Annotated in this window: 14 protein-coding genes and 1 pseudogene; 14 read left to right on the top strand and 1 reads right to left on the bottom strand. The window is 60.4% G+C overall.

Annotation, left to right across the window (positions count from 1 at the left end):
• Positions 1-2: 2 nt before the first annotated feature.
• The 12 genes and pseudogenes from MD273_RS14515 to lpxC all read left to right on the top strand — a co-directional run bounded on the left by MD273_RS14515 (position 3) and on the right by lpxC (position 14,496).
• Positions 3-1,487, top strand: a complete 1,485-nt coding sequence (locus MD273_RS14515; protein WP_239038523.1) for a UDP-N-acetylmuramoyl-L-alanyl-D-glutamate--2,6-diaminopimelate ligase — start codon at positions 3-5, stop codon at positions 1,485-1,487.
• The gene (locus MD273_RS14520) at positions 1,484-2,860 is read left to right on the top strand and encodes a UDP-N-acetylmuramoyl-tripeptide--D-alanyl-D-alanine ligase (protein ID WP_239038524.1); all 1,377 of its coding nucleotides are present in this window, start codon (positions 1,484-1,486) and stop codon (positions 2,858-2,860) included. Before MD273_RS14515 ends, MD273_RS14520 begins: the two co-directional genes overlap by 4 nt.
• Entirely contained in the window at positions 2,860-3,945 is a 1,086-nt protein-coding gene (mraY, locus tag MD273_RS14525; protein WP_239038525.1) for a phospho-N-acetylmuramoyl-pentapeptide-transferase, read from the top strand. Before MD273_RS14520 ends, mraY begins: the two co-directional genes overlap by 1 nt.
• 16 nt (positions 3,946-3,961) lie before the next feature.
• Positions 3,962-5,302 (top strand): UDP-N-acetylmuramoyl-L-alanine--D-glutamate ligase, encoded by a 1,341-nt coding sequence (gene murD, locus MD273_RS14530; protein WP_239038526.1) that lies wholly within the window; start codon positions 3,962-3,964, stop codon positions 5,300-5,302.
• Complete coding sequence (gene ftsW / locus MD273_RS14535; RefSeq protein ID WP_239038527.1) at positions 5,302-6,501, top strand: putative lipid II flippase FtsW; 1,200 nt, start codon at positions 5,302-5,304, stop codon at positions 6,499-6,501. The genes murD and ftsW overlap by 1 nt, the downstream gene beginning before the upstream one ends.
• A complete protein-coding gene (gene murG / locus MD273_RS14540) occupies positions 6,494-7,579 on the top strand; it encodes an undecaprenyldiphospho-muramoylpentapeptide beta-N-acetylglucosaminyltransferase (protein WP_239038528.1) in 1,086 nt (361 codons plus the stop codon). Before ftsW ends, murG begins: the two co-directional genes overlap by 8 nt.
• Positions 7,572-9,017 carry a UDP-N-acetylmuramate--L-alanine ligase gene (gene murC / locus MD273_RS14545; protein WP_239038529.1) on the top strand — a complete coding sequence of 482 codons (1,446 nt, stop codon included), beginning with the start codon at positions 7,572-7,574 and terminating at the stop codon, positions 9,015-9,017. The genes murG and murC overlap by 8 nt, the downstream gene beginning before the upstream one ends.
• 1 nt (position 9,018) lies before the next feature.
• Positions 9,019-9,990 (top strand): D-alanine--D-alanine ligase, encoded by a 972-nt coding sequence (locus MD273_RS14550; RefSeq protein ID WP_239038829.1) that lies wholly within the window; start codon positions 9,019-9,021, stop codon positions 9,988-9,990.
• Positions 9,983-10,822 carry a cell division protein FtsQ/DivIB gene (locus MD273_RS14555; RefSeq protein WP_239038530.1) on the top strand — a complete coding sequence of 280 codons (840 nt, stop codon included), beginning with the start codon at positions 9,983-9,985 and terminating at the stop codon, positions 10,820-10,822. The genes MD273_RS14550 and MD273_RS14555 overlap by 8 nt, the downstream gene beginning before the upstream one ends.
• 35 nt (positions 10,823-10,857) lie before the next feature.
• Positions 10,858-12,093, top strand: coding sequence for a cell division protein FtsA (gene ftsA, locus MD273_RS14560; protein ID WP_239038531.1), 1,236 nt, complete (start codon positions 10,858-10,860; stop codon positions 12,091-12,093).
• A 96-nt stretch (positions 12,094-12,189) separates the two neighbouring features.
• Positions 12,190-13,179: pseudogene (gene ftsZ, locus MD273_RS14565) on the top strand (cell division protein FtsZ); the annotation flags it as partial.
• Between the two features lie 399 nt (positions 13,180-13,578).
• Entirely contained in the window at positions 13,579-14,496 is a 918-nt protein-coding gene (gene lpxC, locus MD273_RS14570) for a UDP-3-O-acyl-N-acetylglucosamine deacetylase (RefSeq protein ID WP_239038533.1), read from the top strand.
• An 11-nt stretch (positions 14,497-14,507) separates the two neighbouring features.
• Here the strand turns inward: lpxC and MD273_RS14575 are convergent, their stop codons facing one another.
• Positions 14,508-14,954, bottom strand: coding sequence for a DUF721 domain-containing protein (locus MD273_RS14575; protein ID WP_239038534.1), 447 nt, complete (start codon positions 14,952-14,954; stop codon positions 14,508-14,510).
• A 231-nt stretch (positions 14,955-15,185) separates the two neighbouring features.
• Between MD273_RS14575 and MD273_RS14580 the strand changes: the two genes are divergently transcribed.
• Positions 15,186-16,121, top strand: a complete 936-nt coding sequence (locus MD273_RS14580; RefSeq protein WP_239038535.1) for a M23 family metallopeptidase — start codon at positions 15,186-15,188, stop codon at positions 16,119-16,121.
• A gap of 194 nt (positions 16,122-16,315) precedes the next feature.
• Entirely contained in the window at positions 16,316-19,057 is a 2,742-nt protein-coding gene (secA, locus tag MD273_RS14585) for a preprotein translocase subunit SecA (protein WP_239038536.1), read from the top strand.
• Positions 19,058-19,135 lie beyond the last annotated feature (78 nt).

The following is a 19,135-nucleotide window of genomic DNA, read 5'->3' on the forward strand; positions in this document are numbered from 1 at the left end:
CTATGTGCATCGCATCTCTCAGCACCCTGTTGCATGGCATTGTTGAGGTGCCATCGGTATTCGATGTCACCATTCACGGACTGAAGACTGACAGCCGGGAGGTCAAATCCGGTGACGCCTTCATTGCTCTGGCCGGGGCGCAAACGCCGGCAGATTTTTACGTTGACAAGGCCATCGCGGCCGGGGCGACTGTGGTTTTGCTGGAGTCGGCTGCGGCGGGCGAATGTGCCGAACATCATGGCGCACTGATCGTTCCGGTGGTCGGGTTGCGGGAGCAGCTCGGTCGCCTGGCTGACCGGTTTTTCGAGCATCCGTCGCAACGATTACGGCTGGTCGGCGTCACGGGTACCAATGGCAAGACCTCGGTCTCCCAATACATTGCGCGCCTGTTGAAAGATACCGGAACGCCTTGTGGCGTCATCGGTACCCTGGGCTATGGCATGCCGGATGCGCTTCAGCCGGCGACGCACACCACGCCGGACGTTGTGCAGGTCAACCGCGTGCTCTACCGGGTCCTTGCCCAGGGAGCGCGGGCTGCTGCCATGGAAGTCTCCTCACATGCGCTTGATCAGGGCCGGGTGGACAATCTCACCATGACCGGTGCCGTGTTCACCAACCTGACCCGGGATCACCTGGATTATCACGGGTCGATGGAAGCCTACGGAGAAGCAAAGGCAAAGCTGTTTGAACGCGAGGAGCTGCACTTTGCCGTGATCAATTTTGACGATCCGTTCGGGCGTCAGCTGTATGGCCAGCTTGAGGGCAAGTGTGATCGGGTCCGGTATAGCCTGCACGAGGCCCAGACCGAACTCTGGCTGAAGGAGTTCAGTCCGACGGATGAGGGCTTTGAAGCGTCGATCGATGGGCAATGGGGCGGTTTTGACATCCGGGTTCCACTGATGGGCAGCTTTAACGCCAGCAATGTCCTGGCGGCAATGGCGACGGTACTGACGCTCGGCGTCCCGGTAGACCGGGTTCGCGAGGCTGTTGCCCGCCTGATACCGCCACCGGGAAGGTTGGAGCGGTTCACTGGCTCCCGGGGTGTCCGAGTGGTGGTGGATTACGCCCATACGCCGGATGCCCTGGCCAATGCCTTGTCGGCCCTGCGCCCCCATGTGTCTGGACGGCTGATCTGTCTGTTTGGTTGTGGCGGTGACCGGGATTCCGGAAAGCGCCCGGAGATGGCGCGGGAAGCCGAGCAACTGGCGGATGTTGTGATTGTGACGGACGACAATCCCCGTAGCGAGAGTCCGAAAGCAATCGTTCAGGACATCATGGCCGGGTTTGTTCATCCCGATCGGGTGACCGTGATTCATGATCGGGCCGAGGCCATTCAGAGTGCGATTGCCGGGGCAACGCCAGACGATCTGGTGCTGGTTGCAGGCAAGGGCCACGAAGCCTATCAGGAAGTCGCAGGCCAGAAACTGCCCTTCAGCGATACCGAGCAGGTCAAGCATTGCCTGAACCTCAATGGAGGTGTGGCATGATGCGCGCCTTTTCGCTGGCCGAGGCCCGGGACTGGACCGGAGCCGGGTGCGCCGGGCAGGCTCTGGAGTCTGTCCGGTTCAGCGGGGTCTCTACCGACACGCGAACGCTGGCGAAAGGCGATCTGTTTGTCGCCCTGCGCGGCGAGAATTTTGACGGTCACCGTTTCCTGGCTGTGGCGCAGGAGGCCGGTGCGGTGGCCGTTGTGGTGGACACCGAGGATGGCAGTATCTCCATCCCGCAACTGGTCGTGAAAGACACGGTGCAGGCATTGGCTCGTCTCGCCGAGGGCAACCGGAAGGAGAGCCCGGTGCAGCTGGTTGCGGTCACCGGCAGCAGTGGCAAGACCACGGTTCGGGAAATGACTGCCGCGGTGCTTTCACGCATGGGGCCAACTCTGGCCACCGAGGGGAATCTGAACAATCACATAGGTGTGCCGCTTACCTTGTTCCGTCTGGCCCCGGAACATCGCTTTGCGGCGATTGAGCTGGGCGCCAGTGGTCTGGGTGAGATCGCCCATACGGTGGCGGTAGCCCGGCCCCGGGTGGTGATCCTGACCAACGCCGGTCAGGCCCATCTGGAAGGTTTCGGGAGTTACGAGAATATCGTCCGGGCCAAGGGTGAAATTATTGATGGGGTCGCCGAGGGTGGCCTGGTGGTTCTGAACCGCGACGATCCTGCCTTCGATCAATGGCTGGCGCGGGCCGGTGAACGCCGGGTTGTCAGTGTAAGCCGCCTGGGTCACCCGGGTGCGGATTACCAGATCAAGAAGGCCTCAGTGGCCGGCGCAGGGCAGCGGCTAACGGTGACTGGCCCCGACGGCTGGTCCTGCACGCTGAGCCTTTCTTTTCCGGGGGAGCATAACCGGAGCAATGCGCTGATGGCGATTGCAGCAACCCGGGAGTTGGGCGCCACCGATCAGCAGCTGGAGGAGGGCCTCGCCGGGCTCAGTTCAGTCAAGGGACGCCTGCAGGTACTTCAGCTGGATCGGGGGTTGACCCTGATTGACGACAGTTACAACGCCAATCCGGCGTCTATGAAAGCCGCAGTGGCTGTACTCGCCGAACGGGCCGGGCAGCGGCTGGCGGTCTTTGGCGCCATGGCCGAGCTGGGGCCGGCGGCCCGTGCCCTGCATGCCGAGGTGGGTGCCGCCGCAAAGGAAAGGGGTATCGAGCGCCTGTTGGTAGTCGGGCCCGGTTGTGAGGGTTATGTAGATGGATTCGGCCCGGAAACCGAACAGTTTCCGAGCCACGAGGAGGCAGTAAACGCCATCGTCAGTAACCTGGATTCTGACACCACCGTTCTGGTGAAGGGTTCTCGCAGTTCCGCCATGGATCGCGTGGTGGAGGGAATTAAAAAGAAGGTGAATAACTAATGCTGCTCTGGCTGACAGAGGTTCTATCACAATATTTTTCCGAACTGACGGTGTTTCAGTACCTGACGCTGCGCGCGATTCTGGGGATTCTGACTGCACTGCTGATCTCCCTGATTATCGGTCCGATGATGATCCGCAAACTCAGCCAGTACCAGATCGGTCAGGCGGTGCGGGATGACGGCCCCCAGACTCACCTCAGCAAGGCCGGCACTCCGACTATGGGCGGTGCGCTCATACTGGTGGCAATTGCCATCAGTACCTTGCTGTGGGCGGACCTGACCAACCGTTACGTGTGGATCACGCTGCTGGTTACCATGCTGTTTGGTGCCATCGGCTGGGTGGATGACTATCGCAAGGTGGTGGAGCGTAATCCGCGGGGACTGCCGGCGAAATGGAAATACTTCTGGCAGTCGGTGATCGGTGCCGGTGCGGCGATATTCCTGTATTTCAGCTCTGCGCTGCCCCAGGAAACCTCGTTGTACCTGCCGTTCGTGAAGAACGTATCGCTGACCCTCGGGCCGGTGTTGTTCATTCTGCTCAGCTATTTCGTGATCGTGGGCAGCAGTAACGCGGTGAACCTGACCGACGGCCTCGATGGCCTGGCCATCATGCCGACGGTCATGGTAGCCGGTGCCCTGGCGGTTTTCGCCTATGTCTCAGGGCATGCGCAGTTTGCCAATTACCTGCTGATCCCCCATCTGCCGGGCACCGGCGAACTGATCATCTTCTGCGGTTCCCTGGTGGGGGCCGGTCTGGGATTCCTGTGGTTCAACACCTATCCGGCGCAGGTTTTCATGGGCGACGTGGGGGCACTGGCCCTGGGCGCTGCCCTCGGCGTGGTGGCGGTCATCGTGCGCCAGGAAATCGTGCTGTTCATTATGGGCGGAGTCTTCGTGATGGAGACAGTTTCGGTGATTCTGCAGGTAGCCTCGTTCCGCCTGACAGGGCGCCGGATCTTCCGGATGGCGCCGCTGCATCATCATTTTGAACTGAAAGGCTGGCCGGAACCCCGCGTAATCGTGCGGTTCTGGGTGGTTACTGTGGTACTGGTCCTGATTGGCCTGGCCAGTCTGAAGATACGATAAGGGTATTGCTACGGCTATGAGTGTCATTGTTTCGGATCGTCGCACATTGGTGGTAGGGCTCGGCAAGACCGGGCTTTCCTGCGTGCGTTATCTGTCCGAACAGGGCCGGGAGGTCGCAGTGGCGGATAGCCGCATGGTGCCGCCCGGTCTGGACGAATTGCGCTCGAACTGGCCCGAGGTTCCGGTTCACCTTGGAGGCTTCGATGCCGGATTGTTCGCCGGATTCAATGAGTTGGTGGTCAGTCCGGGTATCAGTATCGCGGAACCGGCCATAGCCGCTGCGGCCGAGCAGGGAGCCCGGATCCGGGGCGACATTGACCTGTTTGCGGAGGCTGCCGATGCGCCGATCATCGCCATTACAGGATCGAACGGCAAAACCACCGTCACTACCCTGGTGGCCGAGATGGCCCGGGCTGCCGGCCGCAAGGTGGAGGTCGGAGGCAATATCGGGACTCCGGCCCTGGATCTGCTGGGACGTGGCGCCGATCTCTATGTGCTGGAGCTGTCCAGTTTCCAGTTGGAGACCACGGACGAGCTGAATGCCCTGGCTGCGACGGTGCTGAATGTCAGCGATGACCACATGGATCGTTATCCGAACAAGATGGCCTATTTCCAGGCCAAACAGCGGATTTTCCGGGGCGCGAAGAACGCCATCGTCAACCTGGACGATGCCCTGAGCACGCCGATGGCCCGCGATACGCTGCGGTTCCTGTGTTTCGGCTTTCATCGGGTAAATCCGGATACCTTCAGCACCAGGGATGACGATCAGGGCACCTGGATCACGTTCGGATTCGACAACCTGATTTTGACCAGTGAACTCCGGCTTCTCGGCCGTCACAACGTCAGCAATGTCATGGCGGCGCTGGCACTTGGACACGCCGCGGGCTTCCCGATGGATGTGATGCTCGAGGTGGCCCGGGAGTTTCGCGGCCTGCCGCACCGCTGCGAATTCGTCCGCACCCTGGAGGGCGTCGATTACATCAACGACTCCAAGGGCACCAACGTGGGCGCTACCGTGGCAGCTATCGAAAGCCTCGCCCCGGAGCAAGGAAAAGTGGTGCTGATCGCCGGTGGGGATGGCAAGGGCGCCGATTTTTCGCCCCTTGAGGCGCCCGCTACCCTGTATTGCCGGGCGGTCGTGCTGATCGGCACCGATGCGGACCGGATTGCCGAGGCCGTTGGCAGCGGAATTCAGACCGTTCGTGCCGGCTCGCTGGCCGAAGCCGTCGCGGTTGCCCGGGAAGCTGCCTTGCCGGGGGACCGGGTGCTGCTGTCACCCGCATGCGCCAGCTTTGACATGTTCCGCGATTATCAGGATCGCGGCGACCAGTTTCGCGATCTGGTGGAGGCCCTGTGATGTCAGCCGGAATCAGCCTCCCGAACCGTAGCCACTGGCTGGCCGAGATCCAGCCTCTGCCGGTGCTGGTGCTTTGTGCGGCGTCGTTGATGGTAATCGGCGTGGTGATGATCTCCTCTGCGTCCATGGACATGGCAGCGGAAACCGCAGGCAGCAGTTACCACTATGTGATTCGCCAGTTGCTGTTCGCAGCCATGGGGTGTGTTCTGGCATTGGTGTCGGTCAACGTGCCGGTAGCCTGGTGGGAACGCAGTGGCTGGTTGCTGCTGGGGATCGGACTGTTGGTGCTGGTCCTGGTACTGACCCCTCTGGGACGCACTGTTAACGGTTCCACCCGCTGGATCCCCTTCGGACTGTTTAACGTGCAGGTGTCCGAGGTGGCAAAGCTGTGTCTGATTGCCTATCTCGCCGGTTATGTGGTGCGCCGCCGGGATGAACTGCTCAACACCTGGCCCGGGTTTCTGAAACCACTGGTGGTGTTGGGGGTAGCGTCGGTGCTGCTGGTTATCCAGCCGGATTTCGGCGCCACGGTGGTCCTGGTTTCCGCTGCGGCGGGCATGATCTTTCTCAGTGGCGTCCGGTTGACCCGGTTCCTGCCGCTGATCGTGATACTTGTGGCGCTGGGCACCGTGCTGGTACTCACCCAGCCCTACAGGCTCAAGCGGGTAGTGAGTTATCTGGACCCATGGAAAGACCAGTTTGATACCGGCTACCAGCTGACCCAGTCGCTGATTGCCTTTGGTCGAGGCGAGTGGGCGGGCGTTGGCCTTGGCAACTCGATCCAGAAGCTGTTCTACCTGCCGGAGGCCCATACCGACTTCATTTTCGCCATCATTGCGGAAGAATTCGGGTTGATGGGGTCATTGCTGGTACTGGCACTGTTCACGGTCCTGGTTGTTTCCGGCTTCGTGATCGCCCGGCGGGCCGAGAAAGCCGGAATGCCGTTCGGTGCCTGTTTTGCCTATGGCCTGACCCTTCTGATCGGGCTTCAGGCGGGAATAAACATGGCAGTCAGCACGGGGCTGCTGCCCACCAAGGGGCTGACCCTGCCGCTGGTGAGTTATGGTGGCTCAAGCCTGATGATTACCTGTGTCAGCCTCGGCGTGCTTGCGCGGATTGAAATGGAACGGCTGGATAAGGTACGCGTGGCCGGTGAGAAGAACCGATCAAAGAACCGGGGAGGGGCGGTTTATGACTGAATCCCGTCGTTTCCTGATGATGGCTGGCGGTACCGGGGGGCATGTTTTCCCGGCGCTGGCCACGGCCCGGGCCCTTGAGGCCGAGGGTCATGAAGTGTACTGGCTGGGTGCCAGCGGTGGTATGGAGCAGAGACTGGTCGGCGACACCGATATTCCTCTGTCACTGATCCACATTTCCGGTCTCCGGGGCAAGGGGAAACTGGCCCTGTTGTTGGCGCCTTTCCGCCTGATGCGGGCCCTGGGGGAGGCGTTCACCGTTATGCGGCGGGTTCGTCCGGACTGTGTCGTCGGCATGGGTGGGTTTGTAACCGGGCCGGGCGGAGTCGCCGCCTGGCTGACCCGCACCCCCCTGGTGATTCACGAGCAGAACGCGATTGCCGGGATGACCAACCGGATTCTGGTGCGCTTCGCCAAGACCGTGCTCGAGGCGTTTCCCGGCAGTTTCGGGGCTGGCGTGGTGACCCGGTGCACCGGCAACCCTGTGCGTCAGGATCTGGCCAGCCTCACTGAACCGGAAAACAGAATGGCCGGTCGCACTGGCCAGCTGAAGGTGCTGGTGGTTGGTGGCAGCCTGGGAGCCCGGGTATTTAACCAGCAGTTGCCGGAAGCACTGGCCCTCATTCCCGAGGCTGATCGGCCGCAGGTACGCCATCAGTGTGGGGAAAAAAATCTGGACGAGGCGAGAGCCGCTTACGAGGCGCAGGGCGTGTCGGCCAGTATCGAACCGTTTATCAGGGATATGGCCGAAGCCTACAGCTGGGCGGATGTCGTTATCTGTCGCTCGGGCGCACTGACGGTGTCCGAGCTTTGTGCGGCGGGAATCGGAGCGATCCTGGTGCCGTTCCCCCATGCCGTGGATGACCATCAGACGGCCAATGCCCGTCAGATGGTGGATGCAAAGGCGGCGGTGCTGATTCCGCAGCCAAAGCTGACTCCGTCAGTCCTGGCTGAAACCCTGCAAGACCTGGCAAAGGACCGGACCAGGGTCATGAATATGGCGAAGGCTGCAAGAACGCTGGCCCGCCCGGATGCAACGGAGAGAGTCGTGAATTACTGTCTGGAGGCCGCCAATGGCTGATGCAACGAATCCGCCACTGGTCTATCAGGTTCCGGAGATGCGCCGGATCCGCCACATCCATTTCGTCGGGATCGGTGGCGCCGGCATGAGTGGCATTGCCGAAGTCCTGAAAAATCAGGGTTACGAGGTGTCTGGCTCCGACCTGAAGGAAGGGCCGGTTACCGATCGGCTGAAGGCGCTGGGTGTGGAGGTCCAGATCGGCCACCGGGAGGAGAACAGCGCCCGTGCCGATGTGGTTGTGGTATCCACAGCGGTCAATTCCGACAACCCGGAGGTGGCGGCGGCCCGGAGCCGTCGGGTACCGATCGTACCGCGGGCGGAGATGCTGGCCGAGATCATGCGTTACCGTCACGGCATTGCCGTTGCCGGCACCCATGGCAAGACCACAACCACCAGTCTTATTGCCTCGGTGCTGGGCGAAGCGGGACTCGATCCCACGTTTGTGATTGGCGGAAAGCTCAACAGTGCGGGTACCAATGCTCAATTGGGTGGCTCCCGCTATCTGGTGGCGGAAGCGGACGAGAGCGATGCCTCGTTCCTCCACCTGACCCCGGTGATTTCCGTGGTGACCAACATCGAAGCCGATCACATGGATACCTATGGTGGCGATGTCGAGAAGCTGAAGCAGACGTTTGTCGACTTTCTCCACAACCTGCCGTTCTACGGCGTGGCCGTCATGTGTGTGGACGACGATTACGTACAGGAGATTATCCCGCGAATCTCCCGGGCTATCGTCACCTACGGTATCGATAACCCCGAGGCAGATTACCGGGCCGAGCAGATTACCTGCGATGGCCTGAAAACCCGTTTTGTGGTCAAACGCCCGGGCGGTCGAAGTGACCTGCCGGTGGAGCTGCGGATGCCGGGTCGCCATAACGTGCTGAATGCCCTGGCCGCCATTGCCGTGGCAACTGACGAGGGTGTGGCGGATGACGCCATCTGCAAGGGCCTGGCCGGGTTCGCCGGCGTTGGCCGCCGATTCCAGGTTTACGGCGATTACCAGACCACCAGGGGCACCATCACCCTGGTGGACGATTACGGACATCACCCGACCGAAGTGGAGGCTGTCATCCGTGCCGCCCACGACGCCTGGCCGGACCGCCGCCTGGTGATGCTGTATCAGCCGCATCGGTACACCCGCACCCGGGACCTGTACGAGGACTTCGTCCGGGTGTTGTCCGAGGTGGACGGTCTCCTGCTGATGGACGTGTATGCCGCCGGAGAGCCGGCGATCCCGGGAGCGGATGGCCGCTCCCTGTGCCGGAGCATTCGCCAGCGCGGTATGGTGGAGCCCGTGTTTGTAGAAGACAACAGTGAAATCGAGAACCTGCTGGCCAATGTGCTGCAGGATGGCGACCTGCTGATTACCCAGGGCGCCGGGGATATTGGCGGTGTGGCTGCCCGGTTGGCGGCAGCGGGAGTAATTTCTGGTGACTGATATGCACCACAACGAGATACAGGACTACCAGGCGGATCCCGCACTGGTGAAAGCGCTGGGCCGGGTTGCCGTGTTCATGGGAGGCGATTCCGCCGAACGGGAGGTTTCCCTCAAGAGCGGCAAGGCCGTGCTGGCGGCGTTGCAGTCCGCTGGTGTGGACGCCTTTGGCGTTGATGTTCGGGGTTGCCTGTTGAAAACCGTCGAAGATCCGGATTTTGACCGGGTTTTCATCGCCCTGCATGGCCGGGGCGGCGAAGACGGAACATTGCAGGCGATCCTGTCCCAGGCCGGCATTCCCTATACCGGTAGCGAGATGCTGGCCTCGGCGCTGGCCATGGACAAGCTGCGCACCAAGTACGTGTTCGAGGGCTGCGGTCTGCCAACCCCCAGATTCCGGGCCATGACCTCCGAGGACGAGGCCGCCCGGATCATGGCTGAACTGCGCGCGCCGCTGAGCGTCAAGCCGGCTCACGAGGGATCCAGTATCGGTATCCGGAAGGTGACTTCCGAATCCGGGCTGGTGGAAGCGTACCGGGCTGCCGCAGCCATGGACGACCTGGTGCTGGTGGAAGAGTGGATTGAAGGACCGGAGTTCACCGTGAGCCTGTTGCAGGACCGGGCACTACCGGCCATTGGTCTGAGCGCCAGCACCGAGCATGCGTTCTACGACTACGAAGCCAAGTACCTGGCCGATGACACCCATTACCGGATTCCTTGTGGACTGGCGCCGGAGGATGAGATCCGGCTCCAGCAACTTGCCCTGGATGCCTTCCGGGTGGTGGGTTGCCGGACCTGGGGGCGGGTGGATGTCATGCAGGATGCCGATGGCCGGTTCTGGCTGCTGGAAGTGAACACGGTCCCCGGCATGACTGACCACAGCCTGGTACCGATGGCGGCGCGGGCGGCTGGTATCGGGTTTGAAGAACTGGTGGTGCGGATTCTACGCGACACCCTGGAGGAGGCGAATGCTTGAGAACCTGCTGATCCGGAGTCGGGCGTTTCCGTCCGATCCCCCGCGGCGCCGGGGGGCGACGTCCCTCGGTCCCGAGCGGGACCGGTTTGGTGTTCTCAAAGGCATTCTCGCGGCTGTGCCCTGGCTGCAGGTGGGGCTGGGGGCACTGATTGTCCTGCTGGCGGCCCTGGTGCCATGGGGGACAGGCAAGGTTCTTGGTGCCATGGATCAGCAGATCCTGGCAATCGACGTTAACGGCGACTTTGTCGGGGACAGTCGGGTAGCTATCGAACGACAAGCCGGTAACTGGATCGGGAAAAGCTATTTTGCAACCGACCTGTCCGACATCAAGGAAGCACTGGAGCAGCGGCCCTGGGTGGCCTCCGCGGCAGTGCGCCGGGTCTGGCCGGACCGGCTGGTGATCGACGTGCGGGAGAAAAAGCCGCTGGCCTACTGGACCGACGGGCGCCTCGTCAGCCGGACCGGCGAGCTCTTCACACCCCCCAATCCCGAGGTGGCGGGTCGTCTGCCGCGGTTGGCGGGTCCGGATGAACGGGTGCGGGAAGTGATTCGCATGGCGCAGTCGATGAATGATCGTCTGGTCAGCCATGGGCTCGGCTTCGCCGGGCTGGCGCTGGAAGCCCGGGGAGCCTGGACCCTGACGCTGGCCAATGGCATCGAGGTGGTTCTTGGAAGGGATCAGGTGGACGAGCGTTTTGAACGCTTCATGACAGTTTACGAGACCCGGCTGGCGTCCCGGTCGGACGAAGTCAGCAGGGTCGATGCCCGTTACACCAATGGTGTGGCGGTGCAGTGGAAGCAGGCGGTCGCGGCTTCCGGACCGAATTCATAGCAATTTAACGACAGACCAACGGTTTGGTGGAATACATGTCATCGGTTGAAACGGAAAACATGATTGTTGGCCTCGATATCGGAACCTCGAAGGTGGTTGCGATCGTCGGCAAGCGCAAAATGGACGGCACCATCGAGGTGGTGGGCATTGGCTCCCATCCGTCACGGGGCCTCAAGCGCGGTGTGGTGGTCAATATCGAGACCACCGTGCAGGCAATCCAGCGCGCCGTTGAGGAGGCGGAGCTCATGGCCGGCTGCCGGATCCACTCGGTCTATGCGGGTATTGCCGGCAGCCACATCAAGAGCCTGAACTCCCATGGCATCGTGGCCATCCGTGACCGGGAAGTGACCCAGGCCGATATCGACCGGGTCATCGACGCTGCGCAGGCGGTGGCCATTCCGGCAGACCAGAAGATCCTGCACATCCTTCCCCAGGAGTTCGTGATCGACAGCCAGGAGGGCATCAAGGAGCCGATGGGCATGTCCGGCGTTCGCCTGGAAGCCAAGGTGCATCTGGTTACCTGTGCGGTGAATGCTGCCCAGAACATTGAAAAGTGCGTGAAACGCTGCGGCCTGGAAGTGGATGACATCATCCTGGAACAGCTGGCGTCCAGTCACGCCATCCTGACCGAAGACGAGAAGGAACTGGGAGTCTGTGTTGTGGATATCGGTGGCGGGACCACTGATATTGCGGTGTTTACCGGCGGGGCCATCCGGCATACGGCGGTCATTCCCATTGCCGGAGACCAGGTCACCAATGACATCGCCATGGCGTTGCGGACTCCGACCCAAAACGCCGAAGAGATCAAGATCAAGTACGCCTGCGCGCTGACCCAGCTCGCAGGCGCCGATGAAACCATCAAGGTGCCGAGCGTCGGCGACCGCGCTCCGCGGGATCTCTCGCGGCAGGCGCTGGCAGAGGTGGTCGAACCTCGATATGAGGAGCTGTTCACCCTGGTGCAATCGGAATTGCGCCGGTCCGGGTTCGAGGACCTGATCCCGGCGGGCATCGTGATTACCGGCGGTTCCTCCACCATGGAAGGTGTGGTGGAGCTGGCCGAGGAGATCTTCCACATGCCGGTACGCCTGGCTTCTCCGCAGGCGGTATCCGGTATGACGGAAGTGGTCAACAACCCCATCTACGCCACGGGCGTGGGGTTGCTGATCCATGGCTTCCGCCAGATGGATCTTGGGCGGGCGCCCGTGCTCAAGGGGGAAGAGGCCCCCTCGCTGTTTGAGCGCATGAAAGCCTGGTTTACCGGTCATTTCTGACGGGCCAGGACGAGCAGTACACGAAGGTATCTCGAAAACACAAATCTCGAAAAAACAGCCTGGATAGGCTGTCTACAGCACGAAGGAGTAGGGGAAATGTTCGAACTCGTCGATAATGTCCAGCAAAATGCTGTCATTAAAGTCGTCGGTGTTGGCGGTGGCGGTGGTAATGCCGTACGTCACATGCTTAACAGCGACGTTGAAGGCGTGGAGTTTATCTGCGCCAATACCGATGCCCAGGCACTGACCGACCTGGATGCGCGGCAGGTGATCCAGCTTGGTGGCAACATCACCAAGGGCCTGGGTGCCGGGGCCAATCCGGAAGTGGGGCGTCAGTCTGCCCTGGAGGACCGTGACCGCATCGCCGAAGCCCTGCAAGGCGCCGACATGGTGTTCATCACCGCGGGCATGGGTGGTGGTACCGGTACCGGAGCCGCCCCGATCGTTGCCGAGGTGGCCCGGGAACTGGGTATCCTGACCGTGGCTGTGGTCACCAAGCCCTTCATGTTCGAGGGTGGCAAGCGTATGAGTGTCGCCGAAGAGGGACTGAAGGAGCTCGAAGAGAGCGTTGACTCCCTGATCACCATCCCCAATGAGAAGCTGCTGGCGGTCATGGGCAAGAAGACCAGCCTGCTGGATGCCTTTGCCTCAGCCAACGATGTGCTGCTTGGCGCGGTTCAGGGCATTGCCGATCTGATCACCCGCAATGGCATGATCAACGTCGACTTCGCGGATGTGAAGACTGTCATGTCCGAGATGGGTATGGCCATGATGGGTACCGCCCGCGCCACCGGTGAAAACCGTGCCCGCGAAGCTGCTGAAGCCGCGGTACGCAGTCCGCTGCTCGAGGACATCAATCTCCAGGGCGCCAAGGGCATTCTGGTCAATATCACTGCCGGTATGGACCTCAACCTGGGTGAATTCTCCGAGGTTGGCGACATTGTGCGTGAATTCGCGTCGGATTCCGCGACGGTCGTGGTGGGTACCGTGATCGATCCGGAAATGACCGACGAGCTGAAGGTGACCGTTGTCGCCACAGGTCTTGGTGGTGACCGTGAAAAGCCGACGAAAGTTGTCGACAACACCCGTACCCTGGACGGCACGACCGACTATAACCAGCTGGACCGCCCGGCGGTTCTGCGTCGTCGTGCGGTATCCAGCGGGAACGTGGCTATCGATCAGAACAAGGAGAGCGAAGAGCAGGGTGTCGACTATCTCGACATTCCCGCATTCCTTCGTCGCCAGGCTGATTGATAATCTGTCGCAACTTTGAGCCGGTACTGCGTACAGGAATCCATCTCGGCTTTTTTGCCGAATAAGGGAACCTGACAGCCGGAAATCGCGTGCGTTGAGTGCCGAATGTTGGCTTTGTGTAAATTTAAGGCAAAGCCCACTTGGTCAAATGGTACTCAGGCTTAATTTCTGATATTCTCCGGGCAGTTTTTTGCCCAGAATATCGCCATTTTGTGACGGAATGATGAACCGATGATCAGACAACGGACACTCAAAAACACCATCCGTGCGACCGGTGTTGGCCTGCACTCAGGGGAGAAGGTTTACCTGACGCTGAAGCCGGCCCCGGAAGACTCGGGTATCATCTTCCGCCGGACGGACCTTGACCCGATGGTCGAGATTCGCGCCTGTGCGGAAAATGTGGGTGAGACCATGCTGTCCACGACGCTGGTAAAAGACGGTGTCCGTGTGGCAACAGTAGAGCACCTGCTGTCGGCCATGGCTGGTCTCGGTATTGATAACTGCTTCGTGGAACTCAGTGCGGCCGAAGTGCCCATCATGGACGGCTCCGCCGGACCGTTTGTGTTCCTGCTGCAGTCTGCGGGCATTGCCGAGCAGGACGCAGCCAAGCGCTTTATCCGCATCAAGCGCGAAGTTACCGTGGAAGAGGGCGACAAGAAAGCGACCTTCCTGCCCTTCGAGGGTTTCAAGGTCTCCTTCGGTATCGACTTTGACCATCCGGTCTTCAAGGGCCGTGCCCAGACTGCGACCGTGGACTTCTCCAGCACCTCTTTCGTCAAGGAAGTTTCCCGCGCCCGGACGTTCGGGTTCATGCGGGATATCGAGAAGCTACGGGCAATGAATCTGGCATTGGGTGGCTCTGTCGATAACGCCATCGTGGTTGACGACTACAAGATTCTGAACGAAGACGGTCTTCGTTACGACGACGAGTTCGTCAAGCACAAGGTGCTGGATGCCATTGGCGACCTGTACCTGCTCGGTAACAGCCTGATCGGTGAGTTCCGCGGTGTAAAATCCGGTCACGACCTGAACAACAAACTGCTCCGTAAGCTTCGGGCCGAAGAGGATGCATGGGAAGTGGTTACCTTTGATGACGAGGCAACGGCTCCTATCTCCTACATGAAGCCTGTGCTGGCGGCTCAGGGTTAAGGCGGGAAGCCTTAATCGCGGGCGTGGCTTGCGAGTTTTTCGAGAACCTCGCGTAAAGCTTTATCCTTCGTGTGCCCGGCCTCCTCTTCGAGGAGCCGGGCATTTTCTTTACTCAAGGGTTGCTTTTCAACGCGCCTTTTTTCTCTGAAGCGCGGCGGCGCTACCTTCACTTTCAGTTTCCATACGTACCGGAACAGTTCGTGCTCCCTGACGCTGGCCATAATCTCGTGCTGGCGGAACCGGATCTGGCTGGCCCGTGTGGCGTTGGCGGCCGACAGTATCAGTTCACCGTCATGGCAGCTGAGAAAGCGAACACCACCGACCAGTTCTTCCGGAAGCGCGCCCAGGACCTGCTCTTCAGCCTGCCGGTGCAGTTCGGCCTTGGACATGAGCTCCCGTAGGGCGGGGTTTCCGCCGACCTTGTCGAAGCTCATTTTTTGTTCACGTTTCCGGCTCATTGATGCGTTTTTACTCGACGGTTCCATTTACGATTGGTTACACTTCGGCACGGTTTGAGGGTAGTGCCCGCTTCAGACTCGTTTTACATTGTCACAAATACCTATGTCCAGCGGGCGCTGCGATTATTCAGTACGTAGTTGTTGCCAGGGAAAGGCTAACCCATTCGGACATCCCGGGCCGCAACACGACAGGATCAGGCTTGCGGCTCCCCGATGAAACCAGAAGACGATATGAACATTATCCTCGTAGGCAAACACCACGGGAAGTCCCGCGTTGTCGCGCTGAATGGCAAGTTCCTGGCCGCTATGCTGGTTCTGGGGCTCGCTCTGATCAGTGCGGCAGTATGGAGCGGCTACCAGGTGGCCATCAGCAAGGCCAAAGCACAAGAGCCAACGCCGTCAGAACTGGTGGCGCACTGGAAAAGCAAGCTGGAAGCACAGCAACAGGAACTGGCCGCCGTTGAAGAACAGGTTGGTGAACAGATCGATGCCCTGACCCTGCGCCTCGGCGAGCTCCAGGGGCGCATGTTGCGCCTGGATGCCCTGGGGCAGCGCTTTGTTGATTCCGGGCTGGTTGCCAGCGAAGAATTCAACTTCGATGAGCCGCCAGCCGTCGGTGGTCCGGAGGGGCCGGAAACCCGGGAATCCTTCTCGGCACCCGCATTGACGGACATGATCGAACGTATGGAAGCGCAGCTGGCAGATCGTGAACAGCAACTGCGCCTTCTGGACAAGCTGGCTTCGCGCCAGAAGCTTGAAGAAGAAATGTATGTTGAGGGCCGGCCGATCACCTGGGGCTGGTTGTCGTCAAAGTACGGTTACCGGTCCGATCCGTTCTCGGGCAAGCGGACCTGGCACGACGGGGTCGACCTCGCGGGTAAGGACGGTAGCGATATCATTGCCGTTGCCGGAGGCGTCGTTACCTGGGCCGGCGAGCGTTACGGCTATGGCAACCTCGTGGAAATTGACCACGGTGATGGTCTGGTGACCCGGTATGGGCATTGCAAGACCGTCAAGGTAAAGACCGGGGACGTAGTCCAGAAGGGGCAGGTTGTTGCGCTGATGGGCAGTACCGGTCGGTCTACGGGCCCTCATGTGCATTTTGAGGTCCTGCAGAATGGTCGCTCCAAGGATCCTGTGAAATACATTGCCCGAGCCAACCGTTAAGTCCTGGCCTGGCCTCTCCGCGGTTTTCCCGGTTCCTCTCTCATTCCCTCCGGGTGTGCATTGTGCGCTCCGGAGGGCAAGTTGTTGGCATTCCGGCACTTTCAATCCTGCACTTGTGAGGTGCGCCTTTTGTCCTGTTGGAAAATAAGGTTAGAATGCCGGCTTCCCTCGTTTAATTAAAGAAGCAGTGGTCTATGTTCACAAAGCTTGCAACCAAGATGTTCGGCAGCAAAAATGCCAGAGAAATCAAGCGGATGCGAAAAGTTGTCGCACGCATCAATGAACTTGAAGAGCAGTTTGGCAATTTTTCCGACACCGAGTTGCAGGGCAAGACCGCTGAGTTCCGTCGCCGCGTCGAAGAGGGCGAAAGCCTTGACGCCCTGTTGCCTGAAGCCTTTGCCACCGTCCGTGAAGCCAGCCGTCGGGTCATGGGCATGCGTCATTACGACGTCCAGTTGATTGGTGGTATTACCCTGCACGAAGGCCGGATCGCGGAAATGAAAACCGGTGAGGGCAAGACCCTGGTGGCGACCGCTGCGGTCTACCTCAATGCCCTCTCCGGCAAGGGCGTGCATGTGGTCACGGTCAACGACTATCTGGCTCGCCGGGATGCGGACTGGATGGGCAAGCTCTATCGCTTCCTCGGTATGCAAGTGGGCGTGGTCGTTGCCGGCCAGGCGCCCGAAGAGAAGAAAGCAGCCTACCAGGCGGACATCACGTACGGTACCAACAACGAGTTCGGGTTCGATTATCTCCGCGATAACATGGCGTTCAGCACCGAGGACAAGGTCCAGCGCGGGCTGAATTTCGCGATCGTCGACGAGGTGGACTCCATTCTTATCGACGAGGCCCGCACCCCGCTGATTATCTCCGGTGCGGCCGAAGACAGCTCCAAGCTCTATCAGGCCATCAATGCCCTCGTGCCGAGCCTTGAACAGGGTGAGGTGTCCGAAGAGGGCGATCCCTCCGGCGACTTCACCATCGATGAGAAATCCAGGCAGGTGGAGTTGACCGAAGCCGGTCACGAGAAGGTCGAAGAGCTGCTGTTGAGCCGTGGCCTGCTGAACGAGGGTGAGAGCCTGTATTCTGCTTCGAACCTGAGCCTGCTGCACCACGTGCACTCCGCATTGCGGGCCCATCACCTGTTCCAGAAGGATGTCGATTACATAGTCCAGGGTGGCCAGGTGGTCATTGTTGACGAGCATACTGGCCGGACCATGCCCGGACGTCGCTGGAGCGAGGGTCTGCACCAGGCCATCGAGGCGAAGGAAGGGGTCAAGATCCAGGCGGAGAGTCAGACCCTGGCCTCCACCACGTTCCAGAACTACTTCCGCCTTTATGAAAAGCTTGCCGGCATGACCGGTACAGCCGATACCGAAGCCTTCGAATTCCGGCAGATCTACGGCCTGGACGTGGTGGTGATCCCGCCCAACAAGCCGATCCAGCGTATCGACTATAACGACCTGGTGTACCTCACCCAGGAAGAGAAATTCCACGCCATTATTGACGAGATCAAGGATGTCACCGCTGAGGGTCGTCCGATTCTCGTTGGTACCGCCTCCATCGAGGCCTCCGAGTTGCTCTCGATGCTGCTGAAGAAAGCGCGGATCGACCACAAGATCCTGAACGCCAAACAGCATGAGTCCGAAGCCCTGATCGTAGCCCAGGCCGGCCGGCCGGGTGCGGTAACCATTGCCACCAACATGGCCGGTCGGGGAACCGACATTGTTCTCGGTGGTAACTGGGAATACGAGGTGGCGGCGATGGAAAACCCCACCGAGGAAGAGATTGCCAAGCGCAAGGCCGAGTGGACCGAACGCCACAATCAGGTCCTGGAAGCCGGCGGCCTGCATATCATCGGCACCGAGCGCCACGAGTCGCGCCGGATTGACAACCAGCTGCGTGGTCGTGCCGGTCGTCAGGGTGACCCCGGTTCATCCCGCTTCTTCCTGTCACTGGAAGACAACCTGATGCGGATCTTCGCTCCGGATCGTGTGAAGAGTCTGATGCAGGCCATGGGCATGAAGAAAGGCGAGGCCATCGAACACCGTATGGTGACCAACGCCATCGAGAAATCCCAGCGCAAGGTGGAGGGCCGCAACTTCGACATGCGGAAGACCCTGCTGGAATACGATGACGTGGCCAATGACCAGCGTACCGTGATCTACGACCAGCGCAACGAGGTCATGTCCTCCGAGGATATCTCGGACATGGTCAAGACCATCCGTGAGGATGTGGTCAGCGAGTTGATCAACGAGTACATTCCGCCCCAGAGCATGCCGGAACAGTGGGATGTGGCGGGTCTGGAATCCCAGTTGCAGTCCGAAATGGCCATCGAGCTGCCGATCCAGCAGTGGCTTCAGGAAGACAGCAAGCTCTACGAGGAAAGTCTGCGGGAGAAGATCCTCGATGAGATCGTGTCGGCCTATGAAGCCAAGGAGTCGATCGCCGGTTCCGAAGCCATGCGCAAGTTCGAGAAGCAGGTGTTCCTGCAGGTGCTGGATACCCTCTGGAAAGAGCATCTGTCCAACATGGATCACTTGCGTCGGGGTATCCACCTGCGTGGTTACGCCCAGAAGAACCCGAAACAGGAATACAAGCGCGAGGCGTTCAACCTGTTTGAAGACATGCTGGAGACCATGAAGCGGGATATCACCCGTATCCTGTGCCATGTCAGGGTGCAGACGCCCGAGGAAATGGAAGAAGTGGAGCGTCGTCGCAAGGCCGAACTCGAACGGGAGTTGGCCCGTGCCCGCATGCGGCATGATGAGACCAGTGCCACCGCCCAGAGCCAGGCGGAAGGTGAGGGCGAGGGTGCGGGGCAATCCGCGACGCCGGAAACCTTTGTTCGCAATGAGCGCAAGGTGGGGCGAAACGAGCCGTGTCCTTGCGGGTCCGGCAAGAAGTACAAGCAGTGCTGCGGCAAGGTCAGCTGACCACGGGGCGCTGAGACCGGTCAAAGACCCGCAACCTGACGAGTGCAGGCTGCGGGTTTTTGCGTTTTGAAAGTTTGT

This window comes from Marinobacter sp. C7 (assembly GCF_022343555.1).
In the GTDB taxonomy this organism is placed as follows: domain Bacteria; phylum Pseudomonadota; class Gammaproteobacteria; order Pseudomonadales; family Oleiphilaceae; genus Marinobacter.

Excerpts from the sequence above, each read along its gene's own strand:
- MD273_RS14515 (WP_239038523.1), top strand. The coding sequence starts at position 3 with ATGTGCATCGCATCTCTCAGCACCCTGTTGCATGGCATTGTTGAGGTG.
- MD273_RS14520 (WP_239038524.1), top strand. The coding sequence starts at position 1,484 with ATGATGCGCGCCTTTTCGCTGGCCGAGGCCCGGGACTGGACCGGAGCC.
- mraY (WP_239038525.1), top strand. The coding sequence starts at position 2,860 with ATGCTGCTCTGGCTGACAGAGGTTCTATCACAATATTTTTCCGAACTG.
- murD (WP_239038526.1), top strand. The coding sequence starts at position 3,962 with ATGAGTGTCATTGTTTCGGATCGTCGCACATTGGTGGTAGGGCTCGGC.
- ftsW (WP_239038527.1), top strand. The coding sequence starts at position 5,302 with ATGTCAGCCGGAATCAGCCTCCCGAACCGTAGCCACTGGCTGGCCGAG.
- murG (WP_239038528.1), top strand. The coding sequence starts at position 6,494 with ATGACTGAATCCCGTCGTTTCCTGATGATGGCTGGCGGTACCGGGGGG.
- murC (WP_239038529.1), top strand. The coding sequence starts at position 7,572 with ATGGCTGATGCAACGAATCCGCCACTGGTCTATCAGGTTCCGGAGATG.
- MD273_RS14550 (WP_239038829.1), top strand. The coding sequence starts at position 9,019 with ATGCACCACAACGAGATACAGGACTACCAGGCGGATCCCGCACTGGTG.
- MD273_RS14555 (WP_239038530.1), top strand. The coding sequence starts at position 9,983 with ATGCTTGAGAACCTGCTGATCCGGAGTCGGGCGTTTCCGTCCGATCCC.
- ftsA (WP_239038531.1), top strand. The coding sequence starts at position 10,858 with ATGTCATCGGTTGAAACGGAAAACATGATTGTTGGCCTCGATATCGGA.
- lpxC (WP_239038533.1), top strand. The coding sequence starts at position 13,579 with ATGATCAGACAACGGACACTCAAAAACACCATCCGTGCGACCGGTGTT.
- MD273_RS14575 (WP_239038534.1), bottom strand. The coding sequence starts at position 14,954 with ATGAGCCGGAAACGTGAACAAAAAATGAGCTTCGACAAGGTCGGCGGA.
- MD273_RS14580 (WP_239038535.1), top strand. The coding sequence starts at position 15,186 with ATGAACATTATCCTCGTAGGCAAACACCACGGGAAGTCCCGCGTTGTC.
- secA (WP_239038536.1), top strand. The coding sequence starts at position 16,316 with ATGTTCACAAAGCTTGCAACCAAGATGTTCGGCAGCAAAAATGCCAGA.